Raw genomic sequence first — 24,378 nt, forward strand, 5'->3', positions numbered from 1 at the left:
AATTGCAATGTCGAACTCTACCGTTGTCGTCGTGACCGGCGTGTCATCCGGTATCGGACGCGCCACCGCCGAGAAGTTTGCGAGCCGCGGTTGCCGCGTGTTCGGCACCGTGCGAAGTATCGCAAAAGCGACGCCTATCTCCGGCGTCGAGCTTGTCGAGATGGAAGTTCGCGACGACGCCTCTGTTCAATCCGGAGTCCAGACCATCTTCGATCGCGCCGGGCGTATCGATGTGCTCGTCAACAATGCTGGAACGAGTCTGATCGGTGCGGTGGAGGAGGCCTCTGTTACCGAGGCTGCGGCGCTGTTCGACACCAATGTATTCAGCATCCTGCGCACAATACGCGCGGTACTTCCCCACATGCGGGCACAAGGTGGCGGAAGGATCGTCAATGTCAGTTCGGTGCTTGGCTTTTTGCCGGCTCCGTATATGGGTCTTTATTCGGCTACCAAGCATGCCGTCGAGGGGCTGACTGAAACCCTGGATCATGAAGTGCGCCAGTTCGGCATACGCGCAACGGTGGTCGAACCATCTTTTACCAGAACCAATCTCGACATCAATGCGCCCCAGGCGGGTTCGAAAATCGCCGACTATGACCGGGAGCGTGCCCTTGCATCGAGCGCAGTCGTGAACAGCGTCAAAGGTGCGCCCGAGCCCGAAGGCGTGGCAAACACCATTGTCGAAGCGGCGCTTGGCGCCTGGCGGATGCGTCGCACGCCTGCTGGACAGGCGTCGTTGCTGAGCAAGTTACGCCGCTTCATGCCCGCTGGTCCCGTCGATTCAAGCTTGAGAAAAACATTCGGACTTGGTTGAAGCGCTCGTCCACGCATCACCCTGTGGCCAGGGTTTGACGAGCCCCTGTTTCTGAACGCCCATTTTAGTTGAAACGATCAATGTGAATCACACATGTGAAGCTCGATGAGTTCGCGTCTCGACGAGGTAAGTAACCGCACTAACGTGGCTGCCCGTGATATCGGCGTACTTAGTTCGACCCAACTGATTGACTGTTGTTGTTGGATTCATTGCCGGCCTCAGCTTTAAGGTTTGGAGGCCCGCGCCAGTGCAAGTGTGTCGATATATTCCCGGATCTTCGTCACTTTGCCATTTTGAATGGTGATGGCGAAGACCCAATGGTCTTCGAACCTCCTATTCGTGGCTTTGATTTTGCCCGTGGCGAAACCGACGGCCAGAACCCTGTCGCCCTGCGCTACGAATTCGGGGGGCTCTGGGTATGATGTTTCCACCATTTTCGAAGCTTTCTGAAGCAAATCCGCCAATCCGGCGTGTCCGCGGTGTGTGCCGGCCAGCGGCCAGTCGCCCGGAATGATCCACTCAATGTCTTCGGCAGAAATCGCCAGCAGACCTTGCTCATCGCCGCGGCCCATTGCTGCAAAAAAATCCTTCACAATCTGGACATTCTCTTGTGTGCTCATCGAACTCTCTCCATTACTGTTGCATCGGATACGATCGAAGTAGACCCGCGACTGAAGCAAGCGAGGGAACGATCGCGTCCCTGAAGTCGGACAGTCTCTGTTCCCTCGACCGCGACAGGTTTTCCGGGTTGAACGACGTGAGAGACGTGCGCTCCTCAATAAAACGGCGGCCGCCGTTGGACCACGAGTCAGGATCGCATAAAGATTCGCGATAACGACTTATCAGTCGAACTTGATCAGGTCCTTGAAGATCAGTTGACCCCAGCTATTTCCGCGCGCCTGCACTAGCAGTCCACCTTCGGAAAGTCCGCCAAGTTTGATCGGCGAGAAACCGAGATTTTCCGCAAGCGCACCGATCTCCGCTGCGGCGCCATCGTCGTCGCTCGCCAGGAACACGACTCTCCTGCCACCATGCACGGCCGGATCCTGCTCAAGTACAGCAGCGCCCAGATGATTGAAGCCCTTGACCAGTCTTGCGCCAGTGAAGGCGTGCGCGATGACCCTGGAAGAGGGCTGTCCTCCCATTTCCTCAGGAGGCACGCCGTAGGCATTGGTCACATCGACGATGGTCTTCCCCTGCCAGGTGGGCAGTGCCTTCGCGACATCCGGGTGTGACTCGAAACGGACAGCCAAAAAGATGACGTCTGCCTTGACGGCTTCCGCGAGCTTTTTGGGAATGATCTCAGGTCCGATTGCGGCCGCAGCGGATCCAAAACTGTCCGGGTCGCGAGTGGTCGCAACGGAAACTTCCATGCCGTTGCGGGCAAACGCCTTGGCCAAGGCCTGGCCGATCTTGCCGAAGCCGATAATTGCGTAGCTCATATATTTTCCTTTGGTTTACCGCGCCCTACGGCGCTCCGGATAATCGAATGGAGCGCCGTAGGGCGTAGCGTCAGATTTGCGCCAGGCCGCCGTCGACGGCGACCTCGCTGGCGGTCATGAAGCTGCTGTCCGGCGACGCGAGGAAGGCGGCCGCCGCTGCGATCTCCGCCGGATCGGCCATGCGCTGGAGCGGAGTCATCGAGGCGAAGACCTTCTGGCCTTCCTCGCCTAGCGCTTCCTTAGCGAGTTCGGTCGCCGTCGCCCCGGGCGACAGCACGTTCACGCGGATGCCGGTGCCCTTCAGTTCCTCTGCCCAGGTCCGGGCGAGGTTGCGCACAGCCGCCTTGCTCGCGCTGTAGGCGCTCATTGCCGGGGCGCCGGTGGTGCCGGCGCTCGATCCGGTCAGGATTATCGAACCGCCTTCACCCATCAACGGCAGCGCCTGCTGGACCGTGAAGATCGTGCCTTTCACATTGGTGTCGAAGGTTTCGTCGATGTGCTCGGCGGTGATCTTGCCGAGCGCAAGCTGGCTTCCCGCCCCGGCATTGGCGAAGACGATGTCCAGGCTTGCGCGCTCGGCCTTCACCGCCGCGTAGAGCCGGGCGAGGTCGGCCTCATCCGAGACCGAGCCCTTCACCGCGCGGGCATTAGGCCCGAGCTCGGCCAGAGCGGCGTCGAGCGCTTCCTGCCGGCGGCCGAAGATGAAGACGAAGGCGCCTTCTTCGATAAAGCGCTTTGCTGCGGCGCGGCCGATGCCGGTAGCGCCGCCGGTGATCACTGCGGTCTTTCCATTCAACCTGGTCATGACGTGCATCCTTCCTTGGAGTTGTACGGAAGCAGGGGAACTGCTTACTTGAGACCAGTATGCAGTTCTGATAACCTAAGAACAAGTATGCACCTTTTGGTAACCACGAAAATGACTGACTGTTCTCAAAACTGCGGCGGGCGCTACTCCTACGGGCTGGCCGCCACCCTCAGCATCATCTCGGGCAAGTGGAAGCCGCTGATCCTGTACTTCCTGCTCGACGGCCCGAAGCGCTACGGCGAGCTCAAGCGCAACGTCCACGGCGTGAGCGCCAAGGTGCTGATCCAGCAATTGAAGGAACTGGAGGCCGATCATGTGCTTGCGCGCACCGACTACAAGGAGGTGCCACCGCGCGTGGACTACGCGCTGACCCCGCTCGGCCGTAGTCTGGCCGACAAGATTGTCCCGCTGTGTATCTGGGGCACCGAGAACATGGCAGAAATGGTGAGCATGCTTGCCGAGCGGGACCGGTTGCGTTAGCGGGATGCTGAAGAACCGGGGAGTTGGACGGCCCTCCGCGTTGGTGTTGATTCAGCCGACATCGACGTTCAAGGCGATGTCGAAGGTGCCGGCGCCGTTTTTGGCCAGCCCGATGAGCATCAGGCCGAGCGACTCGAGCGTCGAGGCCATGTGCAGGCCGCCGACATCGAACGGACGCAGCCCGAGACTTTCGAGGAAGGCAGAGACCCGCGCCTTGGCCTGCGGATCGTCAGCGGCGATGAACGCGTCGAGGCGTCCACGCCGCGCAAGTACCGGGCCGAAGAGGGTGTTGAGCGCCTTCACGACATGCGCGCTCGCGGGGGCGCTCCTGGCGATCTCCTGCGCACCAGAACTGCCGTGGGGGGTGACGAGGCCCGTGAGGTCGGGGGCGATCGGGTTGGTGATGTCGAGAATCACCTTGCCGCTGAGCGCCTCGCCGAACTCGGTCACCACCGCCGTCGCACTGCCGTACGGCACGGCGAGGATGACGATGTCGCCCGCCGGCGCGACGCCGTACGTCCCTGCGGTCGCTCCAGCTGCGAGCTTGTCGGCCAGCGCCCGCGCCCTGGCAGCGTCGCGGGATATCACCTCGACGGTGTGCCCAGCCCTGACGATGCGGTCGCCGATCGCCGTGGCCATGCCACCTGTGCCGATGATGCTGATAGTGCTCATGTGCAGTCTCCTGGTCAGTTAAGCGGTGCTCGTACTTTCAAAACGGGGCATCCCCCGGTGAATGTTTTGTGTGCGCCGAGCCGCGTCGGCCGTCCCTCATGCCATCGCCGGGTCGGCAGAGTCTTCGCGGATGAATCACGGCGTCGCGACATTGCTGTCCGCCGGGCTCAATGCGACTCGGCTCCCTGCCTCAGCTCAACTCAGAGGGCGGGGAAGTAGTGGCCATTGTCGAGATCCTCGAGAAGGCCGGGCTGAGCAGGCTCCCAGCCGAGGGTCTGGCGCGTGATGAGATTGGACGCCGGGAGGTCCAGCGTGACCAGATTCGCGAGGAATCCAAAGTATCCCGGCAGCATCAGTACGTCCTCGGGAATACTCACCGCCGGCAGGCCCAGACGACTGCCAATAGCCTCGGCGATCTCGCGGAACCGGATGGCCTCGCCCTCGATCCCGTGCCAGCTTTTGCCAGCCGGACCCTTCTCCAGCGCCAGGCGGAACAAGGAAGCGAGGTCGCGGCTGTGCACGGCCGGCCACCGGTTCGCGCCGTCCCCGGGGTAGCCGACGACGCCCTTCTCCTTCGCGAGCCCGATCAGCAGCGGGAGGAAGCCGGTATCGGTCGTGCTGTGTGCAATAGGAGGAATCCGCACGACCGAAGACCGCACGCCCCGCTCCGCGAGACCGACTACGGTGAGCTCCACGACGTTGCGAACTCGCAGAGTCCCCTTGTACGCATCGCCGCCGGGAAGGGCCGGATCCTGCTCGGTGGCTGGCCGGCCCAGGTTTTCCCATCCGGGAGAGCCGATGCTTGCCGACACGACCAGCGGCTTTCCGCTTCCGGCCAGTGCCTCGCCATACGCGAGCATGATCTGAAGTTCCGCAGCGGCCACGGCGTCAAGTCCGCCGGAGGGAAGCAGGTCTTGCCTATGCGCGATGTGGATGACGCCGTCGGCCTGCGCCGCAGCCGCCTTGAGCCCATCGAGGTCTGAGATATCTCCGCGACGCACCTTCGCGCCGAGCGCGGACACCGCCGCAGCGGACTTGTCCGACCTGGCTAAGCCGGTGACCTCGTGGCCGGCGGCGATGAGCTCGGAGATGATGTACGGACCGATATGACCGGTGCCGCCGGTGACGAAAACGTGCATGTTATTGCTCCTTGTAGGCGATGTGATGCGAGAAGCGGTGGTATGGGCGCAATCAGCCGAGGGCCACCGATCGCCACCGCCATGCCGCCTGCGCGGACGATGCTGATAGTGACCATGTAGCCTCTTGGTGAAGTAAGCGGTGCCCGCATCCCCCGAACGACCATGCTAGCCACATTACTTGCAAAAAACAAGTAAACAAGGGAATTTACTTGCGTTACGCAAGCGATGTTAAAATCCAGCCATGAAGACGACGACATCCAAAGAAGACGTTCGGTCCCACTGCGCGGTGAACTACGGCGTGGAGATCTTCGGCGACCGGTGGTCGCTCCTGATCATTCGCGATATCGTTTTCGTCGGCAAGAAGACGTATGGCGAGTTCCTGAAATCGGAAGAGGGAATCGCGACCAATGTGCTTGCTTCGCGCCTTGCCTTTCTTGACGAGCAAGGAATTCTCTCGAGGGCGCCCAACCCCGACGACAGGCGCAAGGACTTTTACACGCTAACCGAGAAGGGCCTGGATCTCATTCCCATCGTGCTTGCCATCGTCCTTTGGAGCGCGAAGCACGATTCGAAGTCGTACGTGCGGCGTCGCAAGGATTTCGTTGCTCGTTTACGCGGAAGCCCCTTGCAGGTGGGCGAAGAGATAAAGGCGCTGGTCCGCAATGGCGGATGTCTCTTTCCTGAGAGCAAGGAATGAGCAGGACGCACTCGGTCATTCTTTGTAGATTTTGCGCAGTGGTCGAGCTGACAGGTGGGCGGTGTCTTTGGTGAATTATCGGCCTCAAGCCTTGGATAGCGAACGACACTCGACGTCGAGTTGCCCGTGTCCTTTAGTCCTCCTGCTCGGAACGCGGCACCGATTCGTTTGCTGGGCTGCCATCGTGTAAGAGATGGTCGAGCGCCGCTGGAAAACGCAGGACAATCCCTGGAAAGTCACTGCTGCCTGCCGGATCAAACGCAGCGCTGCTATGCCCAGTACTTCAGAGCTTCCGCAGGCCACCTACATAGCGGCGTGGCTCCGCAGTGAGGCCGGCTTGACCTGTTTTCCAAGCGCTTTGCCGCCAGGGAGTCGACGGTCGCCGCGAGTAGTTCGATATCGACAGGCTTGCGGAAAAAAATATTCCATAGCCCAGTTCTATCTGATGGCGCCGACTGCGCCGAGGTCATGATGATCGGAATCAGGGCCAGCGCCGGATAGCACCTGAGCCGCTCGCACAGGACGTCCCCGTCCATGCATGGCATGTTCCAGTCAGTGACAATTACATCAGGAAGGTAACGACTTGCAATCTCCAACGCCGGATGTCCATCGTCAGCGAGTACGACGTGGTGGCCGCGCCCCTCTAAAACAACCTGGAGTAGCCATAACGAATCCGAGTCGTCGTCAACGATCAGGATGACAGACATAGCAAGAGCCCTATTAGTCTCTGCCTTCGCGCAACGACTGTGCCAACTCGTATGACGCTTACAAACTGACAGCCCTCAAGTGCCGTGTCGAAACGCGAGATCTGCCGCTAACGGCCAGTTCGACGTGCGAGCCAGGACCTTCGATGACACCGCCACCGGTAGAGAAATGCCGAAGCGTCTCTTCTCGGGGCAACTGTGCAGGAGCGTCGCCCGCCAGCCCGTAGACCTCGATGCCGCTCAACAAACCGCCGCTCTCGAATATGAATATTCCGGCCGGCGCAGTGACCGGGCCGGAAATGAAGTTCCCGAGGATGTGTGCGCCCGGTGGTGCAGGTTCGCGGCCCTTGATCTGGAAATTGATGGACCCACAGCCGCAAGGACAGCGCGATGGCGTTACCTCGGCCGCTGCGAGCTGTTCGAGAAACTCTCGCGTCTTTGGCTCGCCATGCTCAAGCATCCAACGAGCGAGCAACATCTCGGATGCAGACAACGGGCGGTTTCGTTCGAGAGTGTCCATGGGGAGAAAGTCCAGCAGGTGCCTTCACGAAGGCCGGCGGCCGAATGACCATGAGAATGTCTCGACTGCCGATATGCTTGCTCGACGCGTACACACCGGCTACGGTGCAAACGAAGCGGGTCTTACTGTTCACGAGCGCTTGTGGCTCGCCTCCATACACCTTCCAGCATCGCAGGCACCCATTGCTCGGCCGGGCAGCGACTCCAGGTGTCGGCAAGGAAAATCATCGATTCGTCGCCACTCGTCTGCCGAGCCTTCTCCAGCTCCAACAACAGCAGCGTACCCGCGGAGTAAGGGCAGCCACCGACCGATCCACTCGATGTCGCTTGACGAAGGACCACGCCTGGGGCGAAAAGGCAGCGATGGCTGGCCACCTCGGCTGTGAGTGTCTGCCGCACCGAGGCGTCGAGATAAAGACCACGCATGTGATTCAGGCCTTTTACGACATTGTGTATTGCTACGCTGACGGCGTGGACGCCTGCAAGGTCTCCACCGACCATCGAAACGAGTAACGCCTTGGCGCGCGTCACCTTGCCGGTTACTTTCCAGGCCAGATTACGCAGCGCATTGCCCGGCGCAAGCGATGCAGCAAGGACTTGCGCAGCGGCCCAGGTGGCCTCGCCAGCTTCGAAGGTGGGACTGAATAAACGACCTATGACCTGCTGCACAAGCGGCCCGACTGCAACGTCAGTGTTTGTGCCGCGAACCCACGCTGCCAACGGCTCCAGGTCGGCGGGCGCCGCGCGGATATCCGGTGCGGCGGCGTTGAGTTTGTGCCACAACGCGTCCTGCTGGATCTCGCGTCCAGTTGCCTTTCTCGCGCTCATCGTCGGGAATCGATGACCTTTGTACGACAGCACCCCGAGTATGCGGCGGACCAACAGACGGTTGAGCAGTGGCTTGCCTGACCCAAAGGCGCGGTCGAGCGTGCCGTCACGCGCGATTTGAAGGATGCCGGCAGGCTGATCCACCTTGATGACATCGACAAGACCCGGAATATGTTTATGTTCCACGACTGCGTACCTCGTAAAGGAAGAGATTCGTTCGACTCACGTGGTGCGGCATGCCCCAGGCATTTTGCCATTGCTGCCACTCGTGCCGCTCGAACAGGGCCGACGCCCGCGATAACCGCTCCGCGCCGTCAGACATGAGCCCCGATCATGTCGTCGAAACCGGCTAATATCTATCAGCTACCCGACAGATTGGCGCCAAATGAATTCCTATGTACAAAGCTATAGGCCACAACTGGCAACAACACCGTGGTTCAAGGATTTACCGATCGAGCTTCAGGACTATCTTGTCGCTCACTCTGACCTGCTCCGGCTAAAGAAGGGGCAACAGCTTTATCGGCGCGGCGACCAGTCGTTCGGCCTGTACGCGGTTCTCGACGGTGCATTGTCGATCGGCACCGTCGGAGCGGATGGAAAAGAGGCGCTGCTCGCCGTACTTGGGCCAACCGCCTGGATCGGGGAAATCTCGATGTTCGACGGGCTGCCTCGTCCGCACGATGCCTCAGCGATAAGTGACACTCTCGTGCTTCATGTACCCGGTGCATCGTTGGAAAGCCTGCTTAAGGCTAACCCTGCTTACTGGCGGAATTTTGGCTTGTTGATGGCGCAAAAAATCCGAATCTCCTTCGAAAACAACGAAGCCATGACACTGTTGCCGGCCGCTCAACGCTTGGCAAGTCGCTTATTGCTGATCGCTGGCGGCTACGGCGGGATTAATGCCGAACGGAGCAGGATAAAGCTTTCGCAAGACACCTTGGCTTCAATGGTTTCGCTTACACGGCAGACGACGAACCAGCTGCTCAAGAACCTCGAGAGTCAGGGTATCGTCGATCTGAAATTCGGGGAGATCGTTATTCTTGATTTTGATCGCCTGCACGCTGCCAGTATCGAAAATCCCGGTCCTTGAGACGCAAATCCAGAGACGGATCCTTGCCGCCAGAACAGCGTTCTTTGTTCCATTTCCAACGAACAGGTTTGTTCGCTCCGGAACAGATTTCGTTTGCAAGCAACCAGCTTACGCGCGCGCCCTTGCCGGGTAACGCCGATACAGGTATCGCCACTACCACCCAACTCCCTGTTTTTTATCGGTTTTTCGCGAGATTCAGCGGCCCGGAGCGAGGTTCTGCGTGGCATAATCGACCGACACAGTCAGCCCGAAGTCATTACTACCCCGCATACCATGGCACAGACTCTCTACGACAAATTGTGGAACACACACGTGGTCCACACGGAAGAAGACGGCACGACGATTCTCTATATCGACCGTCACCTGCTGCACGAAGTCACCAGCCCTCAGGCGTTCGAAGGCCTGAAGCTGGCCAAGCGTCCGGTGTGGCGTATTAGCGCGAATCTGGCGGTCTCGGACCATAACGTGCCGACCACCGACCGCAGCCACGGCATCGCCGATCCGGTTTCCAAGCTGCAAGTCGATACGCTCGATTCGAACTGCGACGCCTACGGCATCACGCAGTTCAAGATGAACGATCTGCGTCAGGGCATCGTGCACATCATCGGGCCGGAGCAGGGCGCTACGCTGCCGGGCATGACGATCGTCTGCGGCGACTCGCACACGTCCACGCACGGCGCATTCGGCGCGCTGGCGCATGGCATCGGCACGTCGGAAGTCGAGCACGTGCTGGCCACGCAAACCCTCTTGCAGAAGAAGAGCAAGAACATGCTGGTGAAGGTCGAAGGCGCGTTGCCGCGCGGCTGCACCGCGAAAGACATCGTGCTGGCCATCATCGGCAAGATCGGCACGGCAGGCGGAACCGGTTACGCGATCGAGTTCGGCGGTTCGACCATTCGCGCGCTCTCCATGGAAGGCCGCATGACGGTCTGCAACATGGCGATCGAAGCAGGCGCGCGCGCCGGCATGGTCGCGGTCGACGACACCACCATCGAATATCTGAAAGGCCGCCCGTTCTCGCCGGAAGGCGTGGAGTGGGATCACGCGGTCGAGTACTGGAAGCAGTTCAAGTCGGACGAAGGCGCGCAATTCGACCGCGTGGTCGAACTGAACGCCGCTGAGATCGTGCCGCAAGTCACATGGGGCACGTCGCCGGAAATGGTCACGGCCGTGGACGGCTACGTGCCGGACCCGGATCGCGAGAAAGACCCGGTCAAGCGCGACGCCATCGAGCGCGCGCTGAAATACATGGCGCTCGAACCGAATGCGCCGATCGAATCGATCAAGCCGGATAAAATCTTCATCGGGTCGTGCACCAACGCGCGCATTGAGGACATTCGCGCCGCGGCTTACGTCGTGAAGAAGCTGGGCCGCCGCGTGGCGCCGAACATTCGTCTGGCCATGGTGGTGCCGGGTTCGGGTCTCGTGAAAGCGCAGGCGGAACGTGAAGGCCTCGACAAGGTCTTTACCGATGCCGGTTTCGAATGGCGTGAACCGGGTTGCTCGATGTGTCTCGCCATGAACGCCGACAGGCTGGATCCGGGCGAGCGTTGCGCGTCCACGTCGAATCGGAATTTCGAGGGTCGTCAGGGCGCCGGTGGCCGTACCCACCTCGTGAGCCCCGCAATGGCTGCGGCTGCGGCCATCGAAGGGCATTTCGTCGATATTCGCAAGCTTGGATAAACACGCATGATGAAGAACATGAATCGCACCACTCTATTGCGCCGCTTCGCTCTCGGTACGCTGGCTGGGCTATTGCTCGGTCTGGCCGGTTGCAACACGGTGCACGGATTCGGCGAGGACATGTCGCACCTCGGCAATTCGATCAGCAACCACGCTGAAAAATAAGCGGTTTTTGATTTTTTGCCGGCTTTGCGCCGAGCGGCTTTCCGGCCGCCGCGCGCATTGCCCGGTCTTGAAACAGGCGCAAGCGTCATGGATAAATTCATCGTACACACCGGCGTCGTGGCGCCGCTCGATCGCGAGAACGTCGACACGGACGCGATCATTCCGAAGCAATTCCTGAAGTCGATCAAGCGCACGGGTTTCGGGCCGAACGCGTTCGACGAATGGCGTTACCTCGACCACGGCGAGCCGGGTCAGGACAATTCGAAGCGTCCGCTGAATCCGGATTTCGTGCTGAACCAGCCGCGTTATCAGGGCGCTTCGGTGCTGCTGGCGCGTAAGAACTTCGGCTGCGGCAGCTCGCGTGAGCACGCGCCGTGGGCGTTGGAGCAATACGGCTTTCGCGCGCTGATCGCGCCGAGTTTCGCCGACATCTTCTATAACAACTGCTTCAAGAACGGTGTGTTGCCGATCGTGCTGACTGAGCAGCAAGTCGATCACCTGTTCAACGAAACGTATGCGTTCAACGGCTTCAGCCTGACGATCGATCTCGAGGCGCAAGTCGTGCGCACGTCGGACGGCGGCACCGAATATCCGTTCGAAGTCGCGGCGTTTCGCAAATACTGCCTGCTGAACGGTTTCGACGACATCGGCCTCACGTTGCGGCACGCGGACAAGATTCGCCAGTTCGAAGCGGAGCGTATTGCGAAGCAGCCTTGGCTGAATCACCGCATCGTCGGATAAGGGCGTTCGTCGGGGCCTAACCAGGCCCGCCGGCTGATTCAAGTTCCCAGAAAAAACGCCAAGGCCGCTCCGACTTTTCTTGTCCCCGCGCGGCTGGTTGGCGCGAAGCGACGGGTCCAGGGGCACTCAACAGTCTCGAAGCAAACCTCAAGGAATTCGCATGAAAATCGCAGTGTTGCCGGGCGACGGCATCGGTCCCGAAATCGTCAAGGAAGCCGTCAAGGTTCTGAACGTGCTCGGCGAAAAGTTCGAACTCGAAGAAGCGCCGGTTGGCGGCGCGGGCTACGAAGCGAAGGGCCACCCGCTGCCCGATTCGACACTGGCGTTGGCGAAAGAGGCCGACGCGATCCTGTTCGGCGCGGTCGGCGACTGGAAGTACGACTCGCTCGAACGCGCGCTGCGTCCGGAGCAGGCCATTCTGGGTTTGCGCAAGCACCTGCAACTGTTCGCGAACTTCCGTCCGGCGATCTGCTATCCGCAGCTCACGGGCGCGTCGTCGTTGAAGGAAGAGATCGTTTCCGGCCTCGACATCCTGATCGTGCGCGAACTGAACGGCGACATCTATTTTGGCGCGCCGCGCGGCGTGCGTTCGTCGCCGGACGGCCTGTTCGAAGGCGCGAAGGAAGGCTTCGACACGATGCGTTATTCGGAACCTGAAGTGCGCCGCATCGCGCACGTCGCGTTTCAGGCGGCGCAAAAGCGCCAGAAGAAGTTGACGAGCGTGGACAAGGCCAATGTGCTCGAAACCTCGCAGTTCTGGCGCGACGTGATGATCGACGTGTCGAAGGAATACGCGGACGTCGAACTGTCGCACATGTACGTCGATAACGCCGCGATGCAACTGGTGAAGGCGCCGAAGGCGTTCGACGTGGTTGTCACCGGCAACATGTTCGGCGACATTCTCTCCGACGAAGCGGCCATGTTGACGGGTTCGATCGGCATGCTGCCGTCGGCCTCGCTCGACAAGGACAACAAGGGCTTGTACGAGCCGTCGCACGGTTCCGCACCGGACATCGCCGGCAAGGGCGTCGCGAATCCGCTCGCCACGATTCTGTCGGCGGCCATGATGCTGCGCTATTCGCTCAACAAGGCGGAGCAGGCGGATCGCATCGAAAACGCGGTGAAAAAGGTGCTCGAACAGGGCTATCGTACCGGCGATATTCTCACGCCGGGTTGCAAGCAGGTCGGCACTGTCGCGATGGGCGACGCGGTTGTCGCCGCGCTGTAAGCTCGCAGGCAAGATAAGCGGTCTTCAGGTTCACATACGGCCGTTAAAGCGCGAATCTGCCTCGAAACAGGCCGATTCGCGCGCAATTCAGACAACAGCGACGCACGGCAACCGCGGACATTGACGTCGCCGGATTCCGGTTTTCGTGTATATTGTGGCGATGGCGCATACAGCTCAAATCTCCTCGATTTCGACACTGCACGGCAAAACGGCCCGTGCGGTTGAGTTCGCCATTACCACCACCAAAACGATTACCCCGAAAACGATCACGAAACGCTGATCGTCCGTCGTGCCCGCTCATCTTCCCCGCGCGGTCACTGCGGGCAAAGATGCGGGGAAGTTTCCATTCGAAGGGTATGAAGTCATGAACGTAGGTCTCGTAGGTTGGCGCGGCATGGTCGGCAGCGTCCTGATGCAACGCATGCAGCAGGAAGGCGATTTCGATCTTATCGAACCGGTGTTTTTCAGCACCAGCAACGCGGGCGGCAACGCGCCGTCGTTCGCCAAAAACGAGACCAAGCTCAAAGATGCAACAAGCATCGACGACCTGAAGAAGTGCGAGGCGATCATCTCGTGCCAGGGCGGCGACTACACGAACGAAGTGTTCCCGAAGCTGCGCGCTGCGGGCTGGAACGGCTACTGGATCGACGCGGCTTCGTCGCTGCGTATGAAGGACGACGCCGTCATCATTCTCGATCCGGTCAACCTCGACGTGATCAAGAACGCGCTGGTCAAGGGCCAGAAGAATTTCATCGGCGGCAACTGCACGGTTAGCCTGATGCTGATGGCGCTCGGCGGCCTGTTCCGCGAAAACCTCGTCGACTGGATGACGGCCATGACGTATCAGGCCGCTTCGGGCGCGGGCGCGCAAAACATGCGCGAACTCCTGCAGCAAATGGGCACGCTGTACGGCGCGGCCAAGGAAGACCTGGCGGATCCGTCGTCGGCGATTCTCGACATCGACCGTCGCGTGCTTGCCGCGATGAACAGCGACCGCATGCCGACCGACAACTTCGGCGTACCGCTCGCCGGCTCGCTGATTCCGTGGATCGACAAGGATCTCGGCAACGGCATGTCGAAGGAAGAGTGGAAGGGCGGCGCGGAAACCAACAAGATTCTCGGCAAGCCGGCCATGGGCACGCCGGGTTCGATTCCCGTGGACGGCCTGTGCGTGCGGATTGGCGCCATGCGCTGCCACTCGCAGGCATTGACCATCAAGCTGAATAAGGACGTGCCGCTGGACGAGGTGAACAGCATCCTCGCGTCGGGCAACGACTGGGTCAAGGTCGTGCCGAACGAGCGCGAAGCGTCGATGCGCGATCTGTCCCCGGCGGTGGTGACGGGTACGCTGACGGTGCCGGTCGGCCGCGTGCGCAAACTGGCGATGGGCGGCGAATATCTGTCGGCTTTCACGGTCGGCGATCAGCTGTTGTGGGGCGCCGCGGAACCGCTGCGTCGTATGCTTCGCATTGTGCTCGACAAGTAAAGTAAACTACGCGCTCACGACGCGTAGAAAACTCAAGAAGCGTCGCGCTTGCGCGGCGCTTTTTTCATTGTGTGCTCCGATTATCTTGTCTCTTTCCAACCGCAAAAAAGGGCTGCGCGCTGACGCGCCAGGAGTCCCGATGAACCTTCGACTCTCATCCCTTCGGGCTATGTTCAATCTTCAGGGTGCGAGCCGATTGACGGCCGCCGCCGCTGTGTCCGCCGCGCTTGCGTGCGCTGGCGTGGGCAGCGCGGTCGCCGCGCCGGGCGACGCCGCCAGCGCGCCGGACGCCGCCTCCGTTTCGTACGCGAACGGCGGCCAGGTGACGGTGCGGCCCGGGCAGTCGCTGAACGACGTGGCGATTGCCGTCACGCAGTCGCATGACAAGGCGACGCTCGCACGCGCCTCGCGCGCGTTATTCGATGCGAACCCGAATGCCTTCATGAGCCACGACCCGAGCCGGTTGCGGCTGGGCGCGGTGTTGACGGTGCCGGTGCTGGATGCGTCGGGTGCGCTGGCGGCGTCGGCGGCGGGTGTTGCGGCGGCGCCTGGTTCGGCATCGAATGCGGCACCCAACGCGACAACCAACGCGGCACCGGCGGCCGACGCGGCAAGTGCCGTGGCGCAGGTCAATGCGGCGGCGGCAAGCGCAGCAAGTGCGGCGGCGCGCGCGGCGACGCCGGCCGCTCCCGCTGTTTCGGCGATGGCCAGTGCGGCCACCGAAGCAAGCTCGGCAACGCCGGGTGGCACGGCTGCATCCGCGCCGGTCGCGGGATCGCAGGCGGCGGCATTGCCGGCCAGCGGCACCCATGAGTGGGCCGGCTCGATTCAGCCCTCGGCTAGCGAGGCTGAGGGCGCATCAACGGCGGGCGCCGGAACGACTCCGGCGATGACCGCCGCGCAGCCGGCATCGCAACCACGCGCGCAGGTGTCGAGCTTGCAGCAATTGCTCGCGCTGAAAAATCGCGTGCTGATGGAGTTGCAGAAGCACGGCATCGGTGGGACGCCGCCCGCTACGAGCACGGCGTCGGCCGGGGTCGCGCAGCCGCCGGTTGGCGTGTCGTCAGCGGCGGCTGTGCCGAGTCATGGCGCGACGCCGGTGGCATCGACATCGAATGCTGCCGGCATGTCGCAGACGGAGTTGAGCGTGGCGGCGGCGATTGGCGCGGCGCTGGTCGCGCTGCTGACGGCGCTGCGTATGGGGCGGCGGAAGCGCGAACGGGCGGCGGAGGCTGCGTCGGCGGACGGCGATAAGGGGGTGTCCCCGCGGGCAACGGGCTCGCAGGACGCCGCTTCGACGCCCGAGCAGACTCCGGCGCGCGGAGCGTCGGACGTCGGCGCTGATGCGGTCGTTGGAAATGCGGCGGCACAGGCGGCTGCGGAGCGTGAAGCTGCGGAAGGCAACGCGGCGGCGCGTGAAATGGCGGAACGGGTTGCGGCAGAGCGCGACGCGGAGATTCGTCAGGCTGCCGCGCGGGAGGCGGCGGAGAAAGAGGCGGCGGAACGTGTAGTGCAAGAACAAGCCGCGGCAGAGCGGGCCGCGGCGGAACGGGCAGCGGCAGAACAGAGAGCGGCAGAACACGCGGCGGCAGAACATGCAGCGGCGGAGCGCGTGGCAGCGGAGCGCGCTGCGGCAGCACATGCAGCGGCGGAGCGGGCGGCAGCGGAGCAGGCTGCGGCTGAAGCTGCAGCGGCAGAGCGCACGGCGGCGGAGCACGCAGAGGTTGAGCGTGCTGCTGCGGAACGCACGGCCGCCGGGCACGGCGAGGCCCAACATACCGCCGCCGAAAGCACGGCGGCCGATCAAGTGCACGCCGAGCACCCAGCCGCAGACCACGCAGCACAAGACCTTCCCGCAGCCCACAGGGCTTTCCCTTCACCCGACCTCAGCGCGTCCGACCACATCTCGCAAGAGCGCGCCGCAACACCCGCATCCGTCGAACCTGAGCAATTGAATCCAGCCATTGCTCCGTCCGCTCAGAGCGGTGCCAATCCCGAACCCCTCCCAGCGTCCCACCACGACGACTTCGACAGCGCGACCACGGCCGCGAGCCTTGCCGCCGCAGCGGAACTAGGCGCAGAGGCCTTGCCCCTGGCGCCGCTGGAGCCCGTCGACGACGCCTTCTTGCATGTGGAACCCTCCCACCGCCTGCAATGGGATGACGCGCCGGCTGCGCGGCTGGAACCGTCGAGCGAGCCAGAACCGCGAGCGCAACCGCAGTCCGCGCCCGCAGCCGTGCCGACCGAATTCCCGCGCGACGCCGTCGATGCGTTCGGCAGCCTCGACATGCCATTGCCCCCGCGCGTCGAGTCGCCCGCCGATGCCTTGCAAGCGCCCGCCTCACTGTCGAGCCAGCCGGTCGCGTCGCCGGAAACCACGGCACAACAAGCCGTGCCATTGCTCCACCCGGACGACGACACGCCGCATATCGCCGACGAAATCACTGCCGGCACCGCAGGCCACGCGGCCGTCGCGGGCTTGGGCGCGGGTTTTGGCAGCGGTCTGGGTGCGGCCGGCTTCGGCGCGTTGAAGCTCGATTTCGACCTCGAGTTACCGCCGAGCCCGGCCCAGCCGTTGCCGGCGTTCACGCAGAACGATCTCAGCCGCATCGCCCGCAACAAGCTCGAACTGGCGGCCGAATACATCGAACTCGGCGATTTGTCCGGCGCGCGCGCGCTCATCAACGAAGTGATCGAGGCGAACGATCCGGGTACGCGCACCGAGGCCCGCGCGTTGCTCTCGACGCTCGCTCCGTTGTCGTGAAGCGTATTGCTCTAGGCGTGCAGTACGACGGTTCGGCATTCTGTGGCTGGCAGTCGCAACCGCACCGTAACACCGTGCAGGACGAGCTCGAACGGGCACTGCGCGAGTTTGCGCAGACACCGGTGCAAACCGTCGTCGCAGGTCGCACGGATACGGGCGTGCATGGCCTTGGGCAGGTCGTGCACTTCGATACCGAACTGGATCGTGCCGACGTTTCCTGGGTTCGCGGCACCAATTCGTTCCTGCCGAAGACGATCTCGGTGCAGTGGGCCAAGCCGATGCCCGATGAGTTCCACGCGCGTTTTTCCGCGTTCGAGCGGACCTATTACTACGTGCTGTATGTCCATCCAGTGCGCTCGCCGATGCTGGCGACACGGGCCGGTTGGGTGCATACGGCGCTCGACGTCGACGCGATGCAGAAGGCCGCCGCTCATCTGCTCGGCGAACACGATTTTTCGGCATTCCGTTCGTCGCAATGCCAGGCGAAAACGCCGGTCAAGCACCTGTATCAGATCGACGTGAAGCAACAGGGCGACTTCGTCCATTTCCGTTTTCGGGCGAACGCGTTCCTGCACCACATGGTGCGCAACCTGATGGGCTGCCTCGTCTACATCGGCGGTGGCCGTCGTCCGGTCGAATGGATGGCCGAGGTGCTCGCGAGCCGCGATCGCGATTTCGCCGCGCCGACCTTCATGCCGGACGGTTTGTATCTGGCGCAGGTGGGCTATCCTGCGCAATTCGCCGTGCCCGCGCCGCACACGGGCAGCGTGCCGTGGAGTACCGTATGGATCGAGCAAGCGCAAACATGAACTCAACCGAAAACCTCGCAAACGAATCCCACGAAGGCGCCCAGCAGCAGGCCGCGCCGCATCGCACGCGTATCAAGCTGTGCGGCCTGTCAAAGCCCGAAGACGTGTTCCACGCGATCGACCTCGGCGCCGATGCAATCGGCCTCGTGTTCTACCCGCCGAGCCCGCGGTCGGTCAGCGTCGCGCAGGCGGTCGAGCTGGTGCACGATGTGCCGCCGTTCGTCTCGGTGGTCGGCTTGTTCGTCAACGCCACGCCGGACTGGATCCGCGAGGTCGTGAGCAATGTCGGCCTTACGCTGCTGCAGTTTCACGGCGATGAGACGCCGGAGCAGTGCGAATCGCTCGCTGGCGTTGCGGGTTTGCCTTGGTTGCGCGCATTGCGCGTTGCGGCGGATACTCAGCCGGCCGATTTGGTAAAATCGGCTCTTAGCTATTCAGCAGCCAGCAGCCTTCTGTTCGACACCCATGTCGAAGGATACGGCGGCGGCGGGAAGGTCTTCGATTGGTCACTTATTCCAGCAGAGCTCGCGCGTCGGGCCGTTTTGAGTGGTGGGTTGAACGCGCAAAACGTCAGTGAAGCGATCCATCGCGTGCGCCCGTACGCGGTCGATGTCTCGAGCGGCATCGAAACGCCGGGCGCCAAGGGCGTGAAAGATCACGCCCGGATGGCGGCATTCGTACGCGCGGTGCGCGCAGCGGACGCCGAATGATTCCGGCGCAGCGGTTGTCTCGCATGAGAGCCGCGCGCCACACTGAGAAAAGTGATCACCATGTATAACTTGCCTGACGAAAGAGGCCATTTTGGCCAATTTGGCGGCGTGTTCGTCGCTGAAACGCTGGTCCACGCGCTCGACGAGTTGCGTGCGGCATACGACAAATATAAGCAAGACCCGGAATTCGTCGCCGAATACGAGCGCGAATTGAAGTATTTCGTCGGCCGTCCGTCGCCGATTTATCACGCTCAGCGCTGGAGCGAAATGCTCGGCGGCGCGCAGATTTTCCTCAAGCGCGAAGACCTGAATCACACCGGCGCACACAAGGTCAACAATGTGATTGGCCAGGCGCTGCTCGCCAAGCGCATGGGCAAACCGCGCGTCATTGCGGAAACCGGCGCGGGTCAGCACGGCGTGGCCACGGCGACCATCGCCGCGCGTTTCGGCATGGAATGCGTCGTCTATATGGGCGCTGAGGACGTGCGCCGCCAGGCGGCTAACGTGTACCGCATGAAGCTGCTCGGCGCGACCGTCGTGCCGGTTGAATCCGGCTCGCGGACCTTGAAGGACGCGTTGAACGAAGCCATGCGCGACTGGGTCACCAACGTCGAAAACACGTTTTACATCATCGGCACGGTGGCGGGACCGCATCCTTATCCGATGATGGTGCGCGACTTCCAGCGCGTGATTGGCGACGAATGCAAGGTGCAGATGCCTGAACTGGTCGGTCGCCAGCCGGACGCGGTGATTGCGTGCGTTGGCGGCGGTTCGAACGCCATGGGCATCTTTTACCCGTACATTGACGACACTTCGGTGAAATTGATTGGCGTCGAAGCAGCGGGCGACGGCATCGAATCCGGCCGGCACGCTGCGTCGCTGATCGGCGGGAGCCCTGGCGTACTGCATGGCAACCGCACCTATCTGCTTCAGGACGAGAACGGCCAGATCATCGAGACGCATTCGGTGTCGGCGGGCTTGGACTATCCGGGTGTGGGCCCTGAGCACGCGTGGCTAAAAGACAGCAAACGCGCTGAATATGTCGGCATCACCGACGAAGAAGCGCTCAAGGCGTTCCACGATTGCTGCCGGATCGAAGGCATTATTCCGGCATTGGAATCCAGCCACGCGCTGGCCTATGCCGCGAAACTCGCGCCGACGCTGCCGAAGGACAAGTACCTTCTGGTCAATCTGTCGGGCCGCGGCGACAAGGACATGCATACGGTCGCTGAGCGATCGGGCATTCAGTTCTGAGCGCCGCGACGATGCGTGACGAGTTCGACGAGCCGCAGCCGGCAATTGAAACCACGGAAACGCCGGCCGCCGATAGTCCGGCGGCCGAGGCGCCTGCATTGCTATTGCCGCAGGTGCCTGCCGGCATCCAGCTGTTGAACCGCGATTTTCTGACCGATGTTGCGAACATTCCCGACGGATCGATCGATCTGATCGTATGTGATCCGCCCTACGGGCTCGGCAAGGATTATGGCAACGACTCCGACATGCGCACGGGCGAAGATTTTCTCGCCTGGACGCGTGGCTGGCTCGAAATGGCTATTCCGAAGCTCAAACCGTCGGGTTCGCTCTACATTTTCTGCACCTGGCAGTACGCGCCGGAAATCTTCAGCTTCCTGAAGACAAAACTCACGATGATCAACGAAATCATCTGGGACCGGCGTGTGCCGAGCATGGGCGGTACGGTGCGCCGGTTCACTTCGGTGCACGACAACATCGGCTTTTTCGCACTGTCGAAGGATTACTTCTTCGATCTCGATCCCGTCCGCATCCCGTACGATGCCGCTACGAAGAAGGCGCGTTCGCGTAAATTGTTCGAAGGCAGCAAGTGGCTCGAGGTTGGCTATAATCCAAAAGATGTCTGGTCGGTTTCGCGGCTGCATCGGCAACATGCCGAGCGCGTCGCGCATCCCACCCAGAAGCCTCTGGAAATTGTCGAGCGGATGGTGCTGGCAAGTTGTCCGAAGGGCGGGCGCGTGCTCGATCCTTTCATGGGCAGCGGCACCACCGCAGTCGCTTGCGCCCGTCAGCAGCGCGAATTCGTCGGCTATGAAATCAATGAGAGCTACTGCGCGATTGCGCGCGAACGCGTCAGCGCGGCTGCCAATCCGCCTGCTGCGCGTCGGGTCAAAGCCAAAACTCAACGGCAGACCGAAGTGCAGTGAGCGGCGTGCAATCAGCACGCTGCGCAGTGGCCCAAATCCGAGAATATTCCATGTCCCGTATCAAGAACACGTTTGCTGCGCTGTCCGCCCAGGGTAAGAAAGGCCTGATTCCGTTCATGACGGCCGGCGACCCGGATCCCGCTCGCACCGTCGAATTCATGCATGCGCTCGCCGCCGGCGGCGCGGATGTGATCGAGCTCGGTGTGCCGTTTTCCGACCCAATGGCCGATGGTCCGGTGATTCAGCAGTCGTCGGAACGGGCGTTGGCCCAGAGTGTGTCGCTGCGCACCGTGATCGCCGACGTGAAGCGCTTTCGCGAGACCAACGACACCACGCCCGTCGTGCTGATGGGCTATGCCAATCCGATCGAACGCATGGGCACCGAAACCTTTGCGAGGACGGCGAAGGAAGCCGGCGTAGACGGCGTACTGGTTGTCGATTATCCGCCCGAAGAGTGTGCTAACTTCGCTGAACAGATGCGATCTGCCGGCATCGATCCGATTTTCCTGCTGGCGCCCACGTCGACCGACGAGCGTATCGCGGAAGTCGGCAAGATTGCCAGCGGCTACGTCTATTATGTGTCGTTAACAGGCGTGACCGGAGCGGCAAATCTGGACGTTTCCAGCATCGCGAGTAAAATCCCGGCCATCAAGTCGCGCGTTCCCCTGCCGGTGGGCGTCGGTTTCGGCATCCGCGACGCGCAAACCGCGCGTTCGGTGGCTGAAGTGTCCGATGCCGTCGTGATCGGCAGCCGCATCGTGCAATTGCTCGAACAGGCCGCGCCGGAAGCCGCTGCCGAGACGCTGACGCGTTTCGTCGCCGAAGTGCGCGAGGCGCTGGATAGCGTCGCGACTGCCCGATAACAGTTATTTTTGTCTTCTGTAGTGTGAGCGGCGGGCTTGTCCCGCCGTTTGCGCGATCGTAGACCCGAGAAGGATTCACTATGAGCTGGCTCGACAAACTGCTGCCGCCGAAAATCAAACAAACCGACCCGAAAAACCGCAAGGGGATTCCGGAAGGGCTGTGGATCAAGTGCCCGTCGTGTGAAGCGGTGCTATACCGCAACGACGTCGAGGCCAATCTGCATGTTTGCCCGAAGTGCGACCATCACATGCGTATTGGCGCGCGTGAGCGGCTCGACGGCCTGCTCGATCCGGAAGGTCGTTATGAGATCGGCCAGGAAATCGTTCCGGTCGACGCGCTCAAGTTCAAAGACAGCCGCAAGTATCCGGACCGCCTGAAAGAGGCGATGGACGACACCGACGAAACCGACGCGATGGTCGTCATGGGCGGCGCGATCCATACGCTGCCGGTGGTGGTGGCCTGCTTCGAGTTCTCGTTCATGGGCGGCTCGATGGGCTCGGTGGTCGGCGAGCGCTTCGCGCGCGGCGCGCAGAACGCACTCGAACAGAAAGTGCCGTTCATCTGCTTTACCGCTTCGGGCGGCGCGCGCATGCAGGAAAGCCTGCTGTCGCTGATGCAGATGGCCAAGACCACGGCCATGCTCACCAAGCTGGCCGAGGCCAAGCTGCCGTTCATCTCCGTGCTGACCGACCCGACCATGGGCGGCGTGTCGGCCAGTTTCGCGTTCCTCGGCGACGTGGTGATCGCGGAGCCGAAGGCGCTGATCGGCTTTGCCGGTCCGCGCGTGATCGAACAAACCGTGCGTGAGAAGCTGCCGGAAGGCTTCCAGCGCGCCGAGTTCCTGCTGACCAAGGGCGCGATCGACATGATCGTCGACCGTCGCAAGCTGCGTGAAGAGCTTGCTCAACTGATGGCGCTGCTGAGTCATCAACCGGCTGACGCAGTCGCGTAAGCAGGCTCTGCCGTGAACCGTCGTCGCGCGTTCTCGAGTGCGGCGGCCGTCAGAAAAGCAGTAAAAAATAGCGCGCCGCGTGAGTGATCAAGCGGCGCGCTGTCATTTCCGGGATAATCACGGTCTCGCAACGCGGCGACGGTTGCTGACAGCGCGGCCGGCGCAGGTGTGCGTGGTTTGCGCGCATAAAGTGGCGCCCGCCGGGACTAGACCGCAGCCGCAGCCGCAGCCGCAGCCGCACGCTTCGCTCCGCGCCCATTCGCAACACTGCCTACTCGATTTACTCGCGATTCGCCGATGACCACATTCCCCACCCTCGACGCGTGGCTCACGCACCTTGAATCCGCGCATCCGGTCGGCATCGACATGGGGCTGGCCCGTATCAGCCAGGTGCGCGACGCGATGCAGCTGTCGTTCGCGTGTCCGGTCATCACCGTCGGCGGCACGAATGGCAAGGGTTCCACTTGCGCGATTCTCGAATCCATTCTTCTGCGCGCCGGGTTCACGGTCGGCTGTCACACCTCGCCGCATCTGCTCACGTTCAACGAGCGCGCGCGGGTCAACGGCGAAATGGCGAGCGACGCCGATCTGCTGCCGCACTTCGAAACCGTCGAAGCCGCGCGCCTGAGCCTCGCCGAACCGGTCACGCTGACCTACTTCGAATTCACGACGCTGGCGATCATGAGTCTGTTCGCTTCGCGCGGACTGGACGCGGTGATTTTCGAAGTCGGCTTGGGCGGCCGCCTGGATGCGGTCAATATCCTCGATACGGATTGCGCGATCATCACCAGCATCGATATCGATCACACGGAATATCTCGGCGACACGCGCGAGAAAATCGGCTTCGAAAAAGCCGGTATTTTCCGTCCGGGCAAGCCGGCGATCTGCGCGGACCCGGTGCCGCCGCAATCGCTGATCGATCACGCGGAAAAAATCGGCGCCGAATTGTGGCTGTTCGGCCGCGATTTTCGCTATGAAGGCCAGGCCGGCAGCGAGCGCCAGCAATGGAGTTACGTCGGCCCAACCATGCGGCGCTCGGCGTTGGCTTATCCGGCATTGCGCGGCGCGAACCAGTTGATCAACACGTCGGCGGCGCTGGCCGGGCTCGAAGCGCTGCGTGACCGTCTGCCGGTTTCGGCGCAAGACATCCGCCTCGGCCTTGCCAACGTGGAACTGCCGGGACGTTTCCAGGTGCTGCCGGGCAAGCCGGCCGTCGTGCTGGATGTCGGCCACAATCCGCACGCGGCCGCGGTGTTGTCGCAAAATCTCGGCAACATGGGTTTTTTCCCGTACACCTACGCGGTGTTCGGCGCGATGCGCGACAAGGACATTGCCGGCGTGCTGGCGCACCTGAAAGGCGAAATCGATCACTGGTGCGTCACCGATTTGCCGACACCGCGGGCGGCGTCAGCGGAAGAACTCGAAGCGGCCTTGCGCGAGCAGGGCGTGGAACAGGGAGTCGACAGCAGCGTGACGCGTTACGCCACGCCGGCAGAGGCTTTCCAAGACGCGCTAAAACGAGCGTCAGAGAATGATAGAATCGTGGTTTTCGGCAGTTTCTATACGGTAGCAGGCGTGATGGCCTACCGTAAATCGCAGCAACACTGAA

Annotated in this window: 25 protein-coding genes; 17 read left to right on the top strand and 8 right to left on the bottom strand. The window is 62.0% G+C overall.

The window, feature by feature from the left end:
* Positions 1-7 precede the first annotated feature (7 nt).
* Entirely contained in the window at positions 8-814 is an 807-nt protein-coding gene (locus B0G71_RS32430; protein WP_116146991.1) for an oxidoreductase, read from the top strand.
* Between the two features lie 224 nt (positions 815-1,038).
* Here B0G71_RS32430 and B0G71_RS32435 read toward each other — a convergent pair whose 3' ends face one another.
* The 3 genes from B0G71_RS32435 to B0G71_RS32445 form a co-directional block, all read right to left on the bottom strand.
* The gene (locus B0G71_RS32435; RefSeq protein WP_116146993.1) at positions 1,039-1,434 is read right to left on the bottom strand and encodes a nuclear transport factor 2 family protein; all 396 of its coding nucleotides are present in this window, start codon (positions 1,432-1,434) and stop codon (positions 1,039-1,041) included.
* A gap of 222 nt (positions 1,435-1,656) precedes the next feature.
* The gene (locus B0G71_RS32440) at positions 1,657-2,256 is read right to left on the bottom strand and encodes an NADPH-dependent F420 reductase (protein ID WP_116146995.1); all 600 of its coding nucleotides are present in this window, start codon (positions 2,254-2,256) and stop codon (positions 1,657-1,659) included.
* 70 nt (positions 2,257-2,326) lie between these two features.
* Positions 2,327-3,061, bottom strand: a complete 735-nt coding sequence (locus B0G71_RS32445; RefSeq protein WP_116149079.1) for an SDR family NAD(P)-dependent oxidoreductase — start codon at positions 3,059-3,061, stop codon at positions 2,327-2,329.
* Between the two features lie 111 nt (positions 3,062-3,172).
* Between B0G71_RS32445 and B0G71_RS32450 the strand changes: the two genes are divergently transcribed.
* Positions 3,173-3,541 (top strand): helix-turn-helix domain-containing protein, encoded by a 369-nt coding sequence (locus B0G71_RS32450; protein ID WP_116149080.1) that lies wholly within the window; start codon positions 3,173-3,175, stop codon positions 3,539-3,541.
* 51 nt (positions 3,542-3,592) lie between these two features.
* On the opposite strand, the gene B0G71_RS32455 is transcribed toward B0G71_RS32450, so the two are convergent.
* On the bottom strand, positions 3,593-4,213 hold the full coding sequence (locus B0G71_RS32455) for an NADPH-dependent F420 reductase (RefSeq protein ID WP_116146997.1): 621 nt from the start codon (positions 4,211-4,213) through the stop codon (positions 3,593-3,595).
* A gap of 200 nt (positions 4,214-4,413) precedes the next feature.
* Positions 4,414-5,352 (bottom strand): SDR family oxidoreductase, encoded by a 939-nt coding sequence (locus B0G71_RS32460; RefSeq protein ID WP_116146999.1) that lies wholly within the window; start codon positions 5,350-5,352, stop codon positions 4,414-4,416.
* 241 nt (positions 5,353-5,593) lie between these two features.
* Between B0G71_RS32460 and B0G71_RS32465 the strand changes: the two genes are divergently transcribed.
* Positions 5,594-6,049, top strand: coding sequence for a helix-turn-helix domain-containing protein (locus B0G71_RS32465; RefSeq protein ID WP_106282603.1), 456 nt, complete (start codon positions 5,594-5,596; stop codon positions 6,047-6,049).
* Between the two features lie 269 nt (positions 6,050-6,318).
* Here the strand turns inward: B0G71_RS32465 and B0G71_RS32470 are convergent, their stop codons facing one another.
* The 3 genes from B0G71_RS32470 to B0G71_RS32480 all read right to left on the bottom strand — a co-directional run bounded on the left by B0G71_RS32470 (position 6,319) and on the right by B0G71_RS32480 (position 8,286).
* Positions 6,319-6,756 carry a PleD family two-component system response regulator gene (locus tag B0G71_RS32470; RefSeq protein WP_116147001.1) on the bottom strand — a complete coding sequence of 146 codons (438 nt, stop codon included), beginning with the start codon at positions 6,754-6,756 and terminating at the stop codon, positions 6,319-6,321.
* Between the two features lie 58 nt (positions 6,757-6,814).
* Positions 6,815-7,273: a hypothetical protein gene (locus B0G71_RS32475; protein WP_147308731.1), complete on the bottom strand. Its 459-nt coding sequence runs from the start codon at positions 7,271-7,273 to the stop codon at positions 6,815-6,817.
* 122 nt (positions 7,274-7,395) lie between these two features.
* Positions 7,396-8,286, bottom strand: coding sequence for a hypothetical protein (locus tag B0G71_RS32480; RefSeq protein WP_116147005.1), 891 nt, complete (start codon positions 8,284-8,286; stop codon positions 7,396-7,398).
* 199 nt (positions 8,287-8,485) lie between these two features.
* On the opposite strand from B0G71_RS32480, the gene B0G71_RS32485 reads away from it, so the two are divergent.
* The 14 genes from B0G71_RS32485 to folC all read left to right on the top strand — a co-directional run bounded on the left by B0G71_RS32485 (position 8,486) and on the right by folC (position 24,377).
* Positions 8,486-9,190, top strand: a complete 705-nt coding sequence (locus tag B0G71_RS32485; protein WP_116147007.1) for a Crp/Fnr family transcriptional regulator — start codon at positions 8,486-8,488, stop codon at positions 9,188-9,190.
* Positions 9,191-9,463: 273 nt separating this feature from the next.
* Positions 9,464-10,873 carry a 3-isopropylmalate dehydratase large subunit gene (gene leuC, locus B0G71_RS32490; RefSeq protein ID WP_106282608.1) on the top strand — a complete coding sequence of 470 codons (1,410 nt, stop codon included), beginning with the start codon at positions 9,464-9,466 and terminating at the stop codon, positions 10,871-10,873.
* Positions 10,874-10,879: 6 nt separating this feature from the next.
* Positions 10,880-11,038, top strand: a complete 159-nt coding sequence (locus B0G71_RS32495) for an entericidin A/B family lipoprotein (protein ID WP_116122653.1) — start codon at positions 10,880-10,882, stop codon at positions 11,036-11,038.
* Positions 11,039-11,125: 87 nt separating this feature from the next.
* A complete protein-coding gene (gene leuD, locus B0G71_RS32500) occupies positions 11,126-11,779 on the top strand; it encodes a 3-isopropylmalate dehydratase small subunit (RefSeq protein ID WP_116122652.1) in 654 nt (217 codons plus the stop codon).
* Between the two features lie 160 nt (positions 11,780-11,939).
* Positions 11,940-13,007 carry a 3-isopropylmalate dehydrogenase gene (leuB, locus tag B0G71_RS32505; RefSeq protein ID WP_106313336.1) on the top strand — a complete coding sequence of 356 codons (1,068 nt, stop codon included), beginning with the start codon at positions 11,940-11,942 and terminating at the stop codon, positions 13,005-13,007.
* 364 nt (positions 13,008-13,371) lie between these two features.
* The gene (gene asd, locus B0G71_RS32510) at positions 13,372-14,493 is read left to right on the top strand and encodes an aspartate-semialdehyde dehydrogenase (protein ID WP_116147009.1); all 1,122 of its coding nucleotides are present in this window, start codon (positions 13,372-13,374) and stop codon (positions 14,491-14,493) included.
* Positions 14,494-14,632: 139 nt separating this feature from the next.
* Positions 14,633-17,257 carry a FimV/HubP family polar landmark protein gene (locus B0G71_RS32515; protein ID WP_116147011.1) on the top strand — a complete coding sequence of 875 codons (2,625 nt, stop codon included), beginning with the start codon at positions 14,633-14,635 and terminating at the stop codon, positions 17,255-17,257.
* Positions 17,254-18,066, top strand: a complete 813-nt coding sequence (truA, locus tag B0G71_RS32520; protein WP_116147013.1) for a tRNA pseudouridine(38-40) synthase TruA — start codon at positions 17,254-17,256, stop codon at positions 18,064-18,066. The genes B0G71_RS32515 and truA overlap by 4 nt, the downstream gene beginning before the upstream one ends.
* The gene (locus B0G71_RS32525; protein WP_116147015.1) at positions 18,063-18,776 is read left to right on the top strand and encodes a phosphoribosylanthranilate isomerase; all 714 of its coding nucleotides are present in this window, start codon (positions 18,063-18,065) and stop codon (positions 18,774-18,776) included. The genes truA and B0G71_RS32525 overlap by 4 nt, the downstream gene beginning before the upstream one ends.
* 60 nt (positions 18,777-18,836) lie before the next feature.
* On the top strand, positions 18,837-20,030 hold the full coding sequence (trpB, locus tag B0G71_RS32530) for a tryptophan synthase subunit beta (RefSeq protein ID WP_106313332.1): 1,194 nt from the start codon (positions 18,837-18,839) through the stop codon (positions 20,028-20,030).
* 11 nt (positions 20,031-20,041) lie between these two features.
* A complete protein-coding gene (locus tag B0G71_RS32535) occupies positions 20,042-20,953 on the top strand; it encodes a site-specific DNA-methyltransferase (RefSeq protein ID WP_116147017.1) in 912 nt (303 codons plus the stop codon).
* Positions 20,954-21,003: 50 nt separating this feature from the next.
* Positions 21,004-21,816: a tryptophan synthase subunit alpha gene (gene trpA, locus B0G71_RS32540; protein ID WP_116147019.1), complete on the top strand. Its 813-nt coding sequence runs from the start codon at positions 21,004-21,006 to the stop codon at positions 21,814-21,816.
* A gap of 80 nt (positions 21,817-21,896) precedes the next feature.
* The gene (accD, locus tag B0G71_RS32545; RefSeq protein ID WP_012428630.1) at positions 21,897-22,769 is read left to right on the top strand and encodes an acetyl-CoA carboxylase, carboxyltransferase subunit beta; all 873 of its coding nucleotides are present in this window, start codon (positions 21,897-21,899) and stop codon (positions 22,767-22,769) included.
* A 297-nt stretch (positions 22,770-23,066) separates the two neighbouring features.
* Positions 23,067-24,377 (top strand): bifunctional tetrahydrofolate synthase/dihydrofolate synthase, encoded by a 1,311-nt coding sequence (folC, locus tag B0G71_RS32555; RefSeq protein ID WP_116147023.1) that lies wholly within the window; start codon positions 23,067-23,069, stop codon positions 24,375-24,377.
* Position 24,378: the final 1 nt, after the last annotated feature.

Origin of the sequence: Paraburkholderia sp. BL27I4N3, from assembly GCF_003386115.1 — a bacterium.
Lineage (GTDB): Bacteria > Pseudomonadota > Gammaproteobacteria > Burkholderiales > Burkholderiaceae > Paraburkholderia.